Genomic DNA, 14,397 nt, shown 5'->3' with positions numbered 1-14,397 from the left:
AGGCCAGAAATGAGAACCATGCAGACATCGCCTTCCCCCGTGGCGGGCCACGGCACCGCCCGTGACACCCTGCGCGTCGCCTTCGTGGGCGAGGTCGACCACGGCAAGTCCACCCTGCTCGGGCGGGTGCTGTACGACACCGGCGCGATCACCCCGGACCGGCTGGACGTGGCCGTCGACGAGGGTGGTCTGGCCTTTCTGCTCGACGGGCTGAGCGAGGAGCGGCAACGCCTGATCACCCTGGACACCGCCCAGTCCGTGGTGGAGACCGCCGAGCGGCACTTCCTGTTCATCGACGTACCCGGCCACGCCGAGCTGCTGAAGAACATGGCCAGTGGCGCCTCCCGGGCCGACATCGGCGTGGTCGTGCTGGACTGCACCGAGGGCGCCGCCGAGCAGACCCGCCGCCACCTGCGGGTCCTGGAACTGCTCGGCGTGACGACCTGCGTGGGCGCGGTGACCAAGATGGACCTGGCCGGCTACCGCGAGGAGACCTTCCTGGCGGTGGCCCGGGAACTGGCCACGGTCGCCGGAGAGTGCGGCATCGAACTGGCCGCGGTCGTCCCGGTCAGCGCCCTGGCCGGGGTCAACGTCACCGGTCCCGCCGCCACCGAGCTGCCGTGGTACGACGGGCAGCCCCTGCTGTCCGTCCTGCACACCGTCGGGGTACGCCGGGAAAGCTCCGCCCTGCTGCGCTTCGCCGTACAGGCGGTGGTCGGCCGGGCCCCCCGACGTCGGGTGACCGGCCGGGTGGAGAGCGGTACCCTGCGCGTCGGCGCCGAACTGGTCGACGCGGCCGGTCGGCACTGCGTCGTGGAGGCGATCGAACGGTTCGGGGAACCCCCGTTGTCGCAGGCCACTGCGGGCGACAGCGTGGGTCTGACGGTACGCGGGGAGGAACCGGAGCCGGGCACCGTGCTGGCCCCGCCCGAGCAACGGCCGCAGGTCGGCCGACGATGGCGTACCCGCATCCTGGTCACCGCCCCCGACGGGGTGCGGGCCGGTGCCCCCTGCGTGGTGCGGTACTCCTCCGCCACGGTCACCGGCACGGTGCAGCGGATCGAGCAACGCTGGAACAGCGCGACCGGACTTCCGGTGGCCGGCCGGCCCACCGATGACCTCGGCACGGTCGAGTTCAGCGAGATCGCCGCGGTCGAGCTGCTGCTGTCCGTCCCGGCACCGGCGGACAACGTCCGGGTCTGCCCGCCGCTGGGCCGCTTCATGCTCTGCGACGCCGCCGGACACGCCCTGGCACTGGGCATCGTCGACGAGGTGCAGGCCGAGTCGGCCGCCGTGGCCGTGGCGGCCGGGAAGGTGACCCGATGAGCGCGACGGACCGGGCCGTGGTGATCGGCCTGGACGGGATGCCGTACTGGCTGCTTCGTGACCTGGCCGACCGGGGGGTGATGCCCACGGTGGCGCAACTGCTGCCGCAGGGCTCCCTGCGCTCCCTGATGGCGCCCGTGCCGGAGATCAGCTCCACCTCCTGGGCCAGCTTCCTGACCGGCACGGACCCGGGCCGGCACGGCATCTACGGGTTCATCGACCTCCTTCCCGGCGGGTACCGCACCTACTTCCCGCAACTGCCCGATCTGCGGGCCACCCCCTTCTGGGAAGCGGTGCAGAACTCCGGTGCGGCCAGCCTGATCCTCAACGTCCCGGGCACCTACCCGGCCGCGGACATCGACGGGGTGCTGGTGTCGGGCTTCGTGGCCCCGCAGTTCGACCGGGCCGTGTCGCCCGCCCGGCTGCGCGAGCCGCTGCGGAACTTCGGGTACTCCCTGGACGTCGAGGTGGGCGACGCGGCGACGAACCCGGACGGTTTCCTGGACCGGGTGGACGCGGCGCTGGAGGCCCGTCGCCAGGCCTTCCAGTACCTGCTCGCCGAGGAACGGTGGCAGTTGGCGGTCTGCGTGTTGACCGAGACCGACCGGGTGCACCACTTCCTGTGGCGGGACGTGATGGACCCGACCAGCCGGTTGCACCCCCGGATCATGGACTTCTACCGCCGGGTCGACGAGGCCATCGCCCAGATCGTCCCGTACGCCGGTGACGGCGGCCTGGCGATCGTCAGCGACCACGGTTTCGGCCCGGCCCACACCCAGCTCTACCTCAACGCCTGGCTGCGCCGGGCCGGCTACCTGGCGCTGCCGGCCGACGCGGACTCGCTGGACCAGATCGACCAGGACACCACGGCCTTCGCCCTGGACCCGGGTCGCATCTACCTCAACCGGCGCGGCCGGTTCCCGCGCGGGCGGGACCTGGGCTCCGTCGACGCCCTGCTGGACGAGATGTCCGAGCGGCTGCTGCGGCTGCGGCGGGCCGCCGACGGGTCGGTCACCGAGGGCGGCGAGGGCGAGCAGGTGGTCGCGCAGGTGCTGCGCGGCGCGGAGCTCTACCACGGGCCGTGGAGCGTGGACGCCCCCGACCTGGTGGCGATGCCGGCCCTGGGCACCCAGATCCGGGGCGCCTGGACCACGGACGAACTGGTCCTTCCGGCACCGTTCACCGGCACCCACACCCGGGACGGGGCGACCTTCTGGTGCCGGGGCGACACCGGCTCCGGCGGGGTGCACATGCGCGACGTGGCGCCGACCGTCCTGGCCATGCTCGGACTGGACCCCATCCCCGGCATGGAGGGGATCGACGTACGAGACCAGCAGACATCGACCACCGAATCCCGAACGGCGGAGGGAAGTAACCGGTGAGCACACCGCTACGCATCGAGCGCACCCGGCCCAAGCCGGGGGAGTTCGCCATCACCCTCGACGAACGCATCACCGACCCGGGTGCCTTCCGGGTCAGCTTCGTGATCCTGCTGGACGGCGATCTGGTGATGTCACCGGAGCACCTGGGGGTCGCCTACATGGCCGGGGTGCTGCGCCAGGTCGGCTACACCTGCGAGATCCGGGAGGTGGAGCACGGCCGGCACGCCGAGGCGGTGGCCGAACTGCTGGCGTACCAGCCCCGCCTGGTCTGCTTCACCCTGATGAGCCTGAACGTGCCGAGCTGCCTGGAGTTCGCCGCCGCGTTGCGGGCGGCCGACCCGGAGGTGGTCATCGCCTGCGGCGGCCCGGCGGGCACCTTCACCGGCACCGAGGTGCTGCGCGGCAACCCCTACGTCGACCTGGTGGCGATCGGCGAGGGGGAGCCCCTCATCCTGGACCTGGTCCAGCGGCTGACCCTCGGCGAGTCGGTCGAGGACTGCCCCGGTATCGCCTACCGGGCGGCGGACGGCTCGCTGCGGCAGAACCCGCCCCGTCCCCTGGTGCACAACCTCGACGTGCTGCCGTACCCCGCCCGCGACCAGTTGGTGGCCCACGGCAACAAGCTGGAGTACGTCCGGGTCAGCACCAGCCGTGGCTGCGTGGCCCAGTGCACCTTCTGCTCCGCACCCAACCTGGGCAACCGGATCCAGCCCGGCAAGGCGTGGCGCGGCCGTAGCCCGGAGTCCGTCCTCGACGAGGTGGAGTACCTGGTCCGCGAGCACCGGTTCCGCACCTTCGACTTCGTCGACTCGACCTTCGAGGACCCCGACGGCGGCCGGGTGGGCAAGAAGCGGGTCCGGGCCATCGCCCAGGGCATCCTCGACCGTGGCCTGGACATCTACTACAACGTCTGCATGCGGGCCGAGAACTGGCACGACACCGAAGAGGATCACGAACTGCTCGATCTGCTCGTCCGCAGCGGCCTGGAGAAGGTCAACGTCGGCATCGAGTCGGGGGTGCCCGAGGAACTGCTGCTGTGGGACAAGCGGGCCACCGTCGAGGACAACATCACCATCATCCGGATGCTCCGGGAGCACGGCATCTACCTGGCGATGGGCTTCATCCCCTTCCACCCGTACGCCACGGTGGAGACCCTGGTGCAGAACGCCGAGTTCCTGCGCGCGCACGCCGGCCACAACCTGCGTCGGCTCACCGAGCGGCTGGAGGTCTATCCGGGCACCGGCATCGCGGACCGGTTGGCGGCCGACGGCCTGCTGGGGGAGGGCTTCCACAAGACCCTGGACCCGTACGACTACCGGTACCAGGACGAGCGGGTGCAGCGGCTGGCCCTGCACTACGCCTCGCTGTACAACAACGACGACTACCACGAGCGCGGGGTGCTGACCGACCAGTCGGCCGTCTTCGAGTTCGAGACCTTCAACGTGGTGGTGCAGACCTTCGTGTCCCGGCTGTACCGCCGGGTCCACGCCGACCCCCGCGCGGTGGAGGTGCTGGAGGGGTTCAAGTCCTTCCTGCACGAGATCCGGCAGCGGATGGGGCAGGCGAACTACGAGTTCTTCATGGAGAACCTGCACCACGTCCTCGACGGCGGCGACGACAGCAAGTGGGACCGCCACCGTCAGGTGGCCGACGTCGAGCAGCGCTTCCGCAACTGCATCGACACCATCCGCAACGAGCAGCTTCGGGTGGGTATGCGGCTGCACCGACTGGGCCACGACGTGTCGGCGATCAGCTCGACCATGCCGCCGGTGACGCCCGGTGGGGCACCTCGCAGCTACAACGGTGGCGCCGCTACGTGGTGACCGACGGACGGCCCGCGCCCCAGCACCGCGGGCCGCCCGTCGGGTCGGCGACCGTCGCACCGGCACGGCGACCGTCGCGGTCTGCACGCTGACCGACCACGCGCTGGCCGAGGCGCTGTCGTCGCACCCTCGGGTCGCCGTGGCCAGGCCGCTGGCCACGGCAAACCTCGGCATCGACCAACTGGTCACCACCCTGGCCGCGCACCCCGAGGTGAGCACCCTGGTGATCTGCGGCACGGACTCGCCGTTGTTCCGGCAGGGGCAGAGCCTGCTGGCGCTCGCCGCGCACGGTTGCCGGGCCGACGGCACCATCCTCGGTGCGCAGGGCTACCGACCGCGGTTGAGCGTACGACCCACCCTCGTCGAGGTATTCCGCCGCCGGGTGGTCGTGCTGGATCGGATCGGGGTGACCGATGTGGTCCGGCTCGGCGCCGAACTGGACCTGCTGCCCGTGGCCGATCCGGCGCCCGAGTCGACCCAGCCGACCTCCGCCGGTGGGGTGCGGCTGGTGCCCCTGCCCGCCGGCGGACGACGCTCGCCGATCAACCGGGCCGACGGCGACTTCTTCGTCGTGTCGGTCGACCGTGACGCGCACCAGATCGTGCTCCAGCACTACCATCACGACCTGCGCGGTGGGCATGAGCTGCGTAGTCACAGTGCGGAGGCCCTGCTGTTGGCGGCCATCCGCCACGACCTGGTGGACGAGCTGTCGCACGCCGGCTACCTGGGCACCGAGTTGGGCAAGGCGGAGACGGCGTTGCGGTTGGGCCTGCGTTACGTGCAGGACCGACCGCTGCGCTGACCGGTGCTCAGTCCTCTTCGGGCTGCTGCTTGTTGATCTCGATCAGGTAGCCGTCCGGGTCACGGAAGTACGCCGACCGGATGCCCCAGCCCGGCCGGTCCGAGGGGCCCTGAATCATGTTGGCGCCCCGGGAGACCAGTTCGGCCGCGGTGCTGTCGACGTCCTCGACCTCCAGGATGAGGGCGAAGCGGTCCTGCCCCGGCAGGGCGTGATCGGCGTGCTCGGTGCCGAGGGCCTTGGCCATCACCTCGCGCTTGTTGAGCGCCAGTTGGGTACCCGAGCCGATCTCGAACTCGGCGTAGCGGGAGTGCTCGTCGCCGTAGGTGACCTTCAGCCCGATCACGTCCCGGTAGAAGGTGAAGCAGGTGGCGTAGTCCTCGACCATGAGTCGCACGTAACTCAGTCGCATCTGGTGTTCTCTCTCCCAGGGGTTGGCGGCGGTGCCGATCCGACACCGCCATGGTCATCTACAGTGTGGCAAGGATCCGGTCGGCCGCGTCGCCGTGGAAGATGTTGAGGGCCGCCCGGGGATAACCGGCGGTGCCGTCCGGGGCGATGTGCCGGTACCCCAGGCCCAGGGCGAACAGACCGGGCACCGGGTTGCCGGTCCGGGCGTCCAGAAGGCGTCCGTCGCGGTCCACCGCCGGGTCGGTGGGACCGACCAGGACTTCCCCCTGCTCGGTCCGCACCGGTACGGGGCGGGCCCGGTAACCCTGCGCGGAGACGGTCAGCTCCGGCCTGACCGCAGGGCGCGGCTCACCGCCTCCCTCGGTGAGCAGCACCCGCCGCTCGTCGCCCCGTACCACCGCCTGGTAGAGGTCGCGGGCCGGGCCGCGCAACCCGCAGAACCGGTTGACCTCGCCGGTGTCGGGATCCACCACATCGGCCGGTGAGTGCCGATCCTTCAGGTTGGCGCCGTAGAGGCGCACCGGGCGGCGGGCGTCGATCCACACCTGCCCGGTGGTCAGCTCGTCACCCCACTCCCGCAGCACCATGCCGGCCACCGAGAAGGCACTGTGTGACCCCCCGACGATCCGGATGCGGTGTCCTTCGGCGACGGCGGTCTTGGCGTGGGTCAGGCAGTGCCCGCGCAGGAATGCCTCGGAGGTCAACCAGCCGGCACCGGCCGGTCGGGGTGCCGCCCCGACGGCCAGTACGGCGTGCCGCGAGCGGGCCAGGGTGCGCCCCTGCGCGTCGTGGCTGCGGAACACCCCGCCCGGCTCGACCACGATGTGGTCCACCCGGCTGCCGAAGCGCACCTCATCGCCGAGGCCGGCGAGGTGCTCGGCCACCCGGCCGGCCAGGTCGTGCAGGAAGACCGAGGCGGTCGGCAGGGGCACCGGTCGGGTGCCGGCGGCCAGCAACGACCGTGCCTGCGGGGTGTCCAGGGCCTCGGCGAAGGCGCCGGCGGGGTCGATGCCGACCAGGAAGTCCGCACCGGCCGAGTTGGACAGGATGTCGTAGCCCAGGCTGGTCCACTCCCGGGGGCGGCGGCTGTCGAAGAACACGCACCCGCGCCCGAGCAGATCGGTGAGTCGTCCCTGGCGGTCGGCGGCGATCGGGATGCCCAGAGCGGCCGCGCCGAAGCCGATGACCTGGAGATGATCGACCGAGCTGTTCCGGTGATCGGACATCCGGTCGACCTCCGCTTGATCAGCAATTACTGGAGTGTGTGACTCACTTGACTATAGTAAACAGCGCTGATTGACTTTGGTTCACTCTAGACGCCTGCGCACCTCAGGAGGGCCCATGACGGTCGACACGCCGGAGCACCCCACCCCCGGCACGGACACCGAGCAGGTTCTCCGCTTCCTGTCCGTGGGAGCCGGCTTCAAGCCGTTCGCGCAGCAGGAGGGTGAGACCACCCTCGGCGACCACTTCGTCTACCACGACCTCCTGCGGGACATGAACGACAACGTCGTCGGGCGCGACGCCGGCACCTGCACCCTGGTCACCGAGACCAGCTGGCAGGTCAACGTGACCATGGAACTGCCCGAGGGCTGCATCACCGCCCAGGGTTTCGTGGAGGACCAGCTCGGCCTGCTGGCCATCACCGGCGGCACGGAGAACTACCGCTACGCCCGCGGTGACGTGCGCATCAGCCACTCCTGCGACGAGGGTCTGGACGTGACCCTGCGGCTGTCCGGCGTGCTGCGTCCCTGACCCACCGACCACCACCCACCCTCGCCCACCCGATGCCCATGAGGGGTGACGCATGCGCGAACACAACGGCACGGCGATCGGATCGCTACCGTCGCCCCGGGCCGACGCCCGGTGGATGAACGACCTGGAACGGGAACGCACCGAGGGGCCGCGGCTGCCCCAGCAGGCGGAGCGCGACACCCAGGCCGGCAACTCCACCAACGCCGTGCACGGCGGCACCTACTGTGATCCGACCACCGGGGCGGTCGGCACCCCGATCTTCCAGACCAGCACCTTCCTGCTGCACGACACCAGCTACCGGGCCTTCTTCGAAGGCGTCACCCGGGACGTGGCCATCTACACCCGCTACGGCAACCCGTCGCAGTGGAGCGTGCAGGAGAAGATCGCCGTACTGGAGGGGGCCCAGAGCGCTCTGGTCACCTCCTCCGGCATGGCCGCCATCAGTACGACCGTGATCGCCCTGACCAACCCCGGTGGCCACATCATCACCGGCTACGACGTCTACGGCGGCACGTACAACCTGATGCGGGAGGACATGCACGCCCTGGGCCGGGAGGTGTCCTTCATCGACACCACCGACCTGGCGGCGGTGGCGGCGGCCATCCGGCCGGAAACCCAGATGCTGCTCGTCGAGGGGCTGACCAACCCGCTGCTCAAGGCGCCGCCGCTGCCGCAACTGGCGAAGCTGGCCGCAGAGCACAACATCCTGCTGGTGGTGGACAACACCTTCCTCACCCCCACCTGCCTGCGTCCCCTGGAGGTCGGCGCGCACGTGGTCGTGCACAGCGCCACCAAGTACCTCAACGGCCACAGCGACCTCACCGCGGGAGTGGTGGCCGGCAGCCGCAAGTTCGTCGACCGGATCTGGGCCCAGGGACTGCGCCTCGGCGGCACCCTGGAGCCCTTCTCCTGCTTCCTGCTGGAGCGGGGCCTGAAGACCCTCGCCGTCCGGATGCGGGCGCACAACGAGAACGCGGCCGGCATCGCCGCCGCGCTGGCCCGGCACCCGCGCGTCACCGCCGTGCACCACCCCAGCCTCCCGGACTACCCCTATCCGCACGTACGGGAGTACGCCAGCGGCTTCGGCGGCATGGTGAGCTTCGAGGTGGCCGGGGGAGACGCGGCGGCGCTGGCCACCATGCAGGCGCTGCGCATCCCTCGGGTGGCGACCAGCCTGGGCGGCGTCGAGTCGCTGGTCAGCATGCCGTTCAACACCTCGCACAGTTCACTGACCCGGGCCCAACGGGCGGCCGCGGGCATCGGTGAAGGGCTGATCCGCTACTCCGCCGGCATCGAGGACCTGCCCGATCTCATCAACGACCTGTATGCGGCACTGGAGCAGGGGGCGGCATGCGCAACGGACTGAACATCGCCGGTGTCAGCGAACTCGTACACGAGGTGGAAGCCTCCGCAGACGAGGCGCAGTACCGCTACGCGGCCTCGGCCGCCTGGCGACCGGGACGTGGCACGACCGGCCGGTCCGAACCGGCCCTGCTGGGCTCGGTGAAGTCGCCCCGACGGTTCACCTTCACCATCGCCGACCATCCGACCGTCGACCCCGGCGCAGGGGTGGCCGACCCGGTGCGGCTGGCCCTCACCGCTCTCGGGTCCTGCGCGCTGACCACCCTGATCGCCGGTGCCAGCGCCCGCGGGGTGACCTTCGAGCATCTGCGTCTGCACCTGAGCGCCTACCATCGCCGCCGGTGGGGGGCCCGCTGGTTGTCCGACCTGACGTACACCATCGAGAGCCGGGCCGCGGTCAACGGGGTGGATCTGGGCGAGGTAGTCGAGTTCGTCGTCCAGCAGAGCCCCAACCACCGTACGGTCATCGACCCGCAAGCCCTGACCCTGAGCCTCGGTGGTGAGCCGGAGACCGTCGAGGGCATCCGGATACCGGCCGCCCCCATCGCCGGTCACACCGTCGAACAGCACATCGAATGGTCGTACGGGGTCCAGTTCCGGGCCCCGATCGACGGCACCGAGCTGCGGATCGACCAGGCCAAGCAGATGGGCGGCGTGGACTGGGGGCCCAACCCCCAGGAGTACATGCTGATGGCGCTGGCCGCCTGTGTGGTGCAACGGCTGGCCGAAATCGTCGCCGAGGAAGGTCTGCCGCCGCTGGTGTGGCAGGCGCGGGCCAGCGGTCGGGTGGACGTGCGTGGCCTGCTGATGACCGAACCCGGGATCCCGCCCCAGGTACAGGATCTGCACCTGACGGTGGACGAACCGGAGGGCGCCCCCGAGGACTGGCGGGACCTGGTGCGCGAGGCGGTACGCCGCTCCGCCGTCGCCGGGCTGCTGACCCAGCCGCACCGGATCAAGCTGAACCTGGAGAGCGAGACCTTCGACGCCGCGTCGGAATCGGTCGCCCCGGTCGCTGCGGAGTCCGCCGAGGCCGACGCGGTCCCGGCCACCCCGGAGACCACCGCCGAGATCACGGACCCGGCCGAGTCGGTTGCGGACCAGGCAGAGTCCGGCCTGACCGAGAACCCGGACTCTGCCGGGGTGCCGGAGCCGGAGATTGCCGAGTCCGCCGTGGTGGCGATGTCGGAGACCACCGGGTACGGCGAGGTGTCGGCCCTGGACACCGTGGAACCGGCCGAGAGCCGGTACGCCGCGTTGGAGGCGGGGGCCCGGCATGACTGAGGTGGCCGACGCCGTACGCGACGCCTGGGTGGCGGCCTTCGACGGTATGCCCGGCGCCTCCGCCGACGCCGCCGGGCCGGACCCGGAGGCGGACTTCTTCCAGGCCGGGGGCACCTCCCTGCTGGCCCTGATGGTCACCGCCGAACTCTCCGACGCCCTGGGCGAGGAGATCCCGGTACGTCTGCTGCTGCAGAATCCCACCCTGGGCGGGTTCACCACGGCGCTGAGTGCGTATCTGGACGAACCGGCCGGAGACTCGGTGTCGTGACCGCCGTGGCCGAGCAGGTCGCGGCGTTCCCGCTCAGCGACCTGCAACACGCCTACTGGGTCGGTGAGCAGGGCGCCTACGAACTGTCCACCCCCGGCTACCTGGCCCTGGGCTGGGAGGTCGCCGAGCTTGACGTGGCGGCCCTGCAACGGGCGCTGGCCCGGTGCGTCGCGCGGCACGAGATGCTGCGGGTACGGGTGCTGCCGACCGGTGAGCAGATCATCGCCGAGCAGGCCACCGTGCCGCTGCATCACCTCAGCGGCGGCATCGGGGACCGGGAGCAGGACTGGGACCGGCTGCGCGCCGAGACCCTGGGCGTACTGCCCGATCTGGCCGACGGGCCGCCACTGAGCTGCGGCGTCGCGCGCAGCGGCGACCGGATGCTGGTCGCCCTGGCGGTGCGGTTGTTCGCCTTCGACGCCGCATCCGTCGGGGTGCTGCTGCGTGACCTCGCCGCCGGGTACCGAGACCCGGACACCGAGCTGCCCGAGCCCCGGGGCTCGTACCGCGACTTCGTCACCCGATCGGCCGACCCGACCAGCCGGGCCCGCCGCGCCGACGAGCAGTACTGGTCGACCCGCCTGGCGGACCTGCCGGACCCACCCGACCTGCCGACGGCCGGTGGCACCCGGCCGGCGACTGGGGACTCCTTCGAGCGGCACACCTGGACCCTGGACGAGGAACGCACCGGGCGGCTGTACGAGCGGGCCCGTTCCCGAGGGCTCTCGGTCAACGCCGTGCTGTGCACGGCCTACGCCGAAGTGGTACGCCGCTGGTGCACCCAGGACACCTTCTGCCTGAACGTGCTCGTCTCACGACGCCCCCCGACCGCCCGGCACGCCGACGTCATCGGCAACTACGGCACCACCGTGCTGGTGGCGATACCGCCCTCGGCCGGCACCTTCGCCGAGCGCGCCGCCGCGGTGCAGCGGGAGCTGCACGACGCGTACGGGCACAGCGCGGTCTCCGGCATCGAGGTGCTGCGCCGCATCCGGGCGATGCGCGGCGGCGCGGGCACCCTCATGCCGGTGGTCTTCACCAGCACCATCGGCATCGGCTCCTCCTCCGACGGCACGGACGACGACGGCCCCTTCCCCGGCGCCCGACCGATGCCCGGTGGGATGCGTACCCCCCAGGTGTGGCTGGACCACCAGGTGTACGAGGTGGGCACGGAGATCGGTCTCAACATCGACGTGGTGCGCGAGGTGTTCCCGCCGGGGCTGGTAGCCGACTTCCTCGCCACCTATCAGCATCAACTGCGGTGGCTGACCGACCCCGAGGACACCTGGGAACAGCCGGAGCGACCCGCGCTGCCCGCCGGTCTGCTCGCCGCGCGGATGGCGGCCAACCGCACCACCCGGCCGCTGCCGGCCCGGCTGCTGCACGAGGGATTCGAGCAGGCCCGCCGCCGGTATCCGGACCACCCCGCGGTGATCGGTGATGAGCGCACCCTGACCTACCGGCAGCTCTGGGAGGCGGCCACCACCCTGGCCGCCGGCCTGATCCGTGAGGGCGCCGAGCCGGGTGACCTGGTCGGGGTCTGTGCCGACAAGGGCTGGCGGCAGGTCGTCGCCACCCTGGCGGTCCTCTACGCCGGCTGTGGATACGTTCCCCTGGCCGCCGGCCTGCCCGCCCAGCGGGCCGCCCGGGTGCTGCGGCACGCCGGGGTGCGGCAGGTCCTGGCCGACGGCCGTGGCCTGGCCACGGTCACCACCCTGGCCACCGGCACCGACCCGGTGCCCGGTCTGCGGTGCACCGATCTCACCCAGGCCCTGGCCGGGGCGTCCGCCGGGGTGGAACTCGCGGTGCACAGCCACCCCGAGGACCTGGCCTACGTGATCTACACCTCCGGCACCACCGGGGAGCCCAAGGGGGTGGCCATCGAACACCGGGCGGCCGTCAACACCATCGACGACCTGGTGGACCGCTTCACCCTGGACACCACCGACCGGGTGCTGGCACTGTCCTCCCTCGGGTTCGACCTGTCCGTGTTCGACATCTTCGGCACCCTGGCCGTGGGCGGCGCCGTGGTGCTGCCACCCGAGGACCTGGCCGGACCCGACCCGGACGCCTGGCTGGACACGGCGGCCCGGCACGGCGTCACCGTGTGGAACTCCGTGCCCGCGCTGCTGGACATGGCCCTGGAAGCCGGGCACGACCCCGGTCGGCTGGCGAGGCTGCGGCTGGTCATGCTCAGCGGTGACTGGATCCCGCTCGACCTGGCCGACCGGCTCCGGGCGGTGGCACCGGGGGCCACCGTCGCCGGTCTGGGGGGCGCCACCGAGGCGGCCATCTGGTCCAATGTGCACATCATCGACCGGCCGCTGCCGGGCTGGAACAGCGTGCCGTACGGGCGTCCGCTGGCCAACCAGGGTTTCCACGTCCTGGACGGGGACCTGGACCACGTACCCGACTGGGTGGCCGGTGACCTCTACATCACCGGCGCCGGGCTGGCCCGCGGCTATCACCGGGAGCCCGAGCTGACGGCGGCGGCCTTCCTGCGGCACCCCCGCACCGGCGAGCGGATGTACCGCACCGGGGACCGGGCCCGCTACCGACCCGACGGCACCCTGGAGTTCCTCGGCCGGATCGACACCCAGGTCAAGATCCGAGGCTTCCGCATCGAACTGGGCGAGATCGAGGCGACCCTGTTCAAAGCCGCCCTGCCGGCCCATCTGACCTTGCGGTCCGTGGTCGTCGACGTGCACGGCGACCGGGCCGCGCAACGCAGCCTGGTGGCCTTCGTCGTCCCGGCCGGACCGGAGGCCCTGTCCGAGGCGGACCGCGCCGAACTGGTCGACCGACTCCAGGCCGCCGCCGGGCAGGCCCTGCCGACCTACATGGTGCCCGCCCGGTTCGTCGTACTGGACACGCTGCCGATCACCGGCAACGGCAAGGTCGACCGGGCCGCCCTGCGTCGGCACGCGGCCACCGACCTGCCGACGGTGGTGGCCGATCCGCCCCGGCCGGGCACCGAGGCCACCCTGGCCCGGGTCTGGCAGGAGGTCCTCGGCGAGCCGATCCTCGACCGCAAGGCGGACTTCTTCACCTGCGGCGGCACCTCGCTGCTGGCGGCGCGGCTGGTCAGCCGGATCACCGCCACCCTGGGGGTGCGTCCCTCCCTCGGTGACCTGCTCCGCGAGCCCACCCTGGCCGGCCAGGCGGCGCTGATCTCAGATCTGGTACGACCTGGCGGCGCGGGACATCCGGCGGCCGGTCGACCGGCACCGGCGAGCGTGGTCACCCTGAGCGGGCAGCCGGGCGCCGACACCCTGGTGCTGTTCCACCCGGTCGGCGGCGGGGTGCTCTGCTACCGGCAACTCGTCGCCACCCTGCCCGCGCAGACCCACGTGCTGGGGGTGCAGGCACCGCCGCCCGGTGACCGCGCCGAGAGCGTCGAGGAACTCGTCGAACGGTACGTCGAGGAGCTCTCCCCGGCCCTAGGGTCGACCCCGCAACGGCTGGTGCTGGCCGGGTGGTCGATGGGCGGGGTGCTGGCGATCGAGGCGGCCCGCCGGTTGACCGCCGCCGGTCACCGGGTCGACCGGGTGGTCGCGGTGGACAGCTACCTGGCCGCCGATCCCGAGGACGACTCGTACCACCATGACGGGGACGACGCCGTCCGGGCCTTCCTGGCCGACCTGCACGGTGGAGCACCCGGGTCGGCACCCGCGGAGATCCCGGCGGAACTCACCGAGGCCTTCGACCGCTACCTGCTCAACTACCGGGCCCTGCTGCGCCACCGGCCGACGCCACCGAGCGCGGAGGTGGTGCTGGTGCGCTGCACGCAGCGCACCGACGCCGAGTTTCCCGGTCTGCGACCCCTCGACGAGGCATGGACAGGGACCGGCGACCCGACGGCAGGCGTGCAGGTCCACCCCGTGCGGGGCGATCACTACTCGGTGATGACCACCGACCTGTCGCACCTCGCGGCCTTGCTGATGCCGGACCGCGCCGGCTAAGCGTCCGTTCGACCATCGACACATC

Annotated in this window: 11 protein-coding genes; 9 read left to right on the top strand and 2 right to left on the bottom strand. The window is 71.6% G+C overall.

Annotated features, from left to right (window positions below; translation table 11 throughout):
* The first annotated feature begins 39 nt into the window (after window positions 1-39).
* Genes ABZ795_RS10755 through ABZ795_RS10740 form a run of 4 tightly spaced genes read left to right on the top strand, consistent with a single transcriptional unit; the run spans window position 40 to window position 5,333 of the window.
* Window positions 40-1,326 (top strand): GTP-binding protein, encoded by a 1,287-nt coding sequence (locus tag ABZ795_RS10755; protein ID WP_357530136.1) that lies wholly within the window; start codon window positions 40-42, stop codon window positions 1,324-1,326.
* Window positions 1,323-2,708 carry an alkaline phosphatase family protein gene (locus ABZ795_RS10750; RefSeq protein WP_357530135.1) on the top strand — a complete coding sequence of 462 codons (1,386 nt, stop codon included), beginning with the start codon at window positions 1,323-1,325 and terminating at the stop codon, window positions 2,706-2,708. The genes ABZ795_RS10755 and ABZ795_RS10750 overlap by 4 nt, the downstream gene beginning before the upstream one ends.
* Window positions 2,705-4,531, top strand: coding sequence for a radical SAM protein (locus tag ABZ795_RS10745; RefSeq protein ID WP_357530134.1), 1,827 nt, complete (start codon window positions 2,705-2,707; stop codon window positions 4,529-4,531). The genes ABZ795_RS10750 and ABZ795_RS10745 overlap by 4 nt, the downstream gene beginning before the upstream one ends.
* Window positions 4,512-5,333, top strand: coding sequence for a hypothetical protein (locus ABZ795_RS10740; RefSeq protein ID WP_357530133.1), 822 nt, complete (start codon window positions 4,512-4,514; stop codon window positions 5,331-5,333). The genes ABZ795_RS10745 and ABZ795_RS10740 overlap by 20 nt, the downstream gene beginning before the upstream one ends.
* A 7-nt stretch (window positions 5,334-5,340) precedes the next feature.
* On the opposite strand, the gene ABZ795_RS10735 is transcribed toward ABZ795_RS10740, so the two are convergent.
* Both ABZ795_RS10735 and ABZ795_RS10730 read right to left on the bottom strand, forming a co-directional pair.
* Window positions 5,341-5,742, bottom strand: a complete 402-nt coding sequence (locus ABZ795_RS10735) for a VOC family protein (RefSeq protein ID WP_357530132.1) — start codon at window positions 5,740-5,742, stop codon at window positions 5,341-5,343.
* Between the two features lie 58 nt (window positions 5,743-5,800).
* Window positions 5,801-6,967 (bottom strand): hypothetical protein, encoded by a 1,167-nt coding sequence (locus ABZ795_RS10730; RefSeq protein WP_357530131.1) that lies wholly within the window; start codon window positions 6,965-6,967, stop codon window positions 5,801-5,803.
* Window positions 6,968-7,082: 115 nt separating this feature from the next.
* On the opposite strand from ABZ795_RS10730, the gene ABZ795_RS10725 reads away from it, so the two are divergent.
* Genes ABZ795_RS10725 through ABZ795_RS10705 form a run of 5 tightly spaced genes read left to right on the top strand, consistent with a single transcriptional unit; the run spans window position 7,083 to window position 14,372 of the window.
* Window positions 7,083-7,496: a hypothetical protein gene (locus tag ABZ795_RS10725; protein ID WP_357530130.1), complete on the top strand. Its 414-nt coding sequence runs from the start codon at window positions 7,083-7,085 to the stop codon at window positions 7,494-7,496.
* 52 nt (window positions 7,497-7,548) lie between these two features.
* Complete coding sequence (locus tag ABZ795_RS10720) at window positions 7,549-8,862, top strand: aminotransferase class I/II-fold pyridoxal phosphate-dependent enzyme (RefSeq protein WP_357530129.1); 1,314 nt, start codon at window positions 7,549-7,551, stop codon at window positions 8,860-8,862.
* Window positions 8,847-10,142: an OsmC family protein gene (locus ABZ795_RS10715; protein ID WP_357530128.1), complete on the top strand. Its 1,296-nt coding sequence runs from the start codon at window positions 8,847-8,849 to the stop codon at window positions 10,140-10,142. Before ABZ795_RS10720 ends, ABZ795_RS10715 begins: the two co-directional genes overlap by 16 nt.
* The gene (locus ABZ795_RS10710; RefSeq protein ID WP_357530127.1) at window positions 10,135-10,410 is read left to right on the top strand and encodes an acyl carrier protein; all 276 of its coding nucleotides are present in this window, start codon (window positions 10,135-10,137) and stop codon (window positions 10,408-10,410) included. The genes ABZ795_RS10715 and ABZ795_RS10710 overlap by 8 nt, the downstream gene beginning before the upstream one ends.
* Window positions 10,407-14,372, top strand: a complete 3,966-nt coding sequence (locus ABZ795_RS10705; RefSeq protein ID WP_357530126.1) for an amino acid adenylation domain-containing protein — start codon at window positions 10,407-10,409, stop codon at window positions 14,370-14,372. The genes ABZ795_RS10710 and ABZ795_RS10705 overlap by 4 nt, the downstream gene beginning before the upstream one ends.
* The last annotated feature ends 25 nt before the right edge of the window (window positions 14,373-14,397 follow it).

The organism is Micromonospora sp. NPDC047134, assembly GCF_040643455.1.
Taxonomy (GTDB): domain Bacteria; phylum Actinomycetota; class Actinomycetes; order Mycobacteriales; family Micromonosporaceae; genus Micromonospora.
This window is presented reverse-complemented; position numbering and strand designations above follow the sequence as displayed.

Bases quoted from the DNA above. Each gene is read 5' to 3' on its own strand.
- ABZ795_RS10715 (WP_357530128.1), top strand. From the start codon at position 8,847: ATGCGCAACGGACTGAACATCGCCGGTGTCAGCGAACTCGTACACGAG.
- ABZ795_RS10720 (WP_357530129.1), top strand. From the start codon at position 7,549: ATGCGCGAACACAACGGCACGGCGATCGGATCGCTACCGTCGCCCCGG.
- ABZ795_RS10735 (WP_357530132.1), bottom strand. From the start codon at position 5,742: ATGCGACTGAGTTACGTGCGACTCATGGTCGAGGACTACGCCACCTGC.
- ABZ795_RS10730 (WP_357530131.1), bottom strand. From the start codon at position 6,967: ATGTCCGATCACCGGAACAGCTCGGTCGATCATCTCCAGGTCATCGGC.
- ABZ795_RS10750 (WP_357530135.1), top strand. From the start codon at position 1,323: ATGAGCGCGACGGACCGGGCCGTGGTGATCGGCCTGGACGGGATGCCG.
- ABZ795_RS10710 (WP_357530127.1), top strand. From the start codon at position 10,135: ATGACTGAGGTGGCCGACGCCGTACGCGACGCCTGGGTGGCGGCCTTC.
- ABZ795_RS10725 (WP_357530130.1), top strand. From the start codon at position 7,083: ATGACGGTCGACACGCCGGAGCACCCCACCCCCGGCACGGACACCGAG.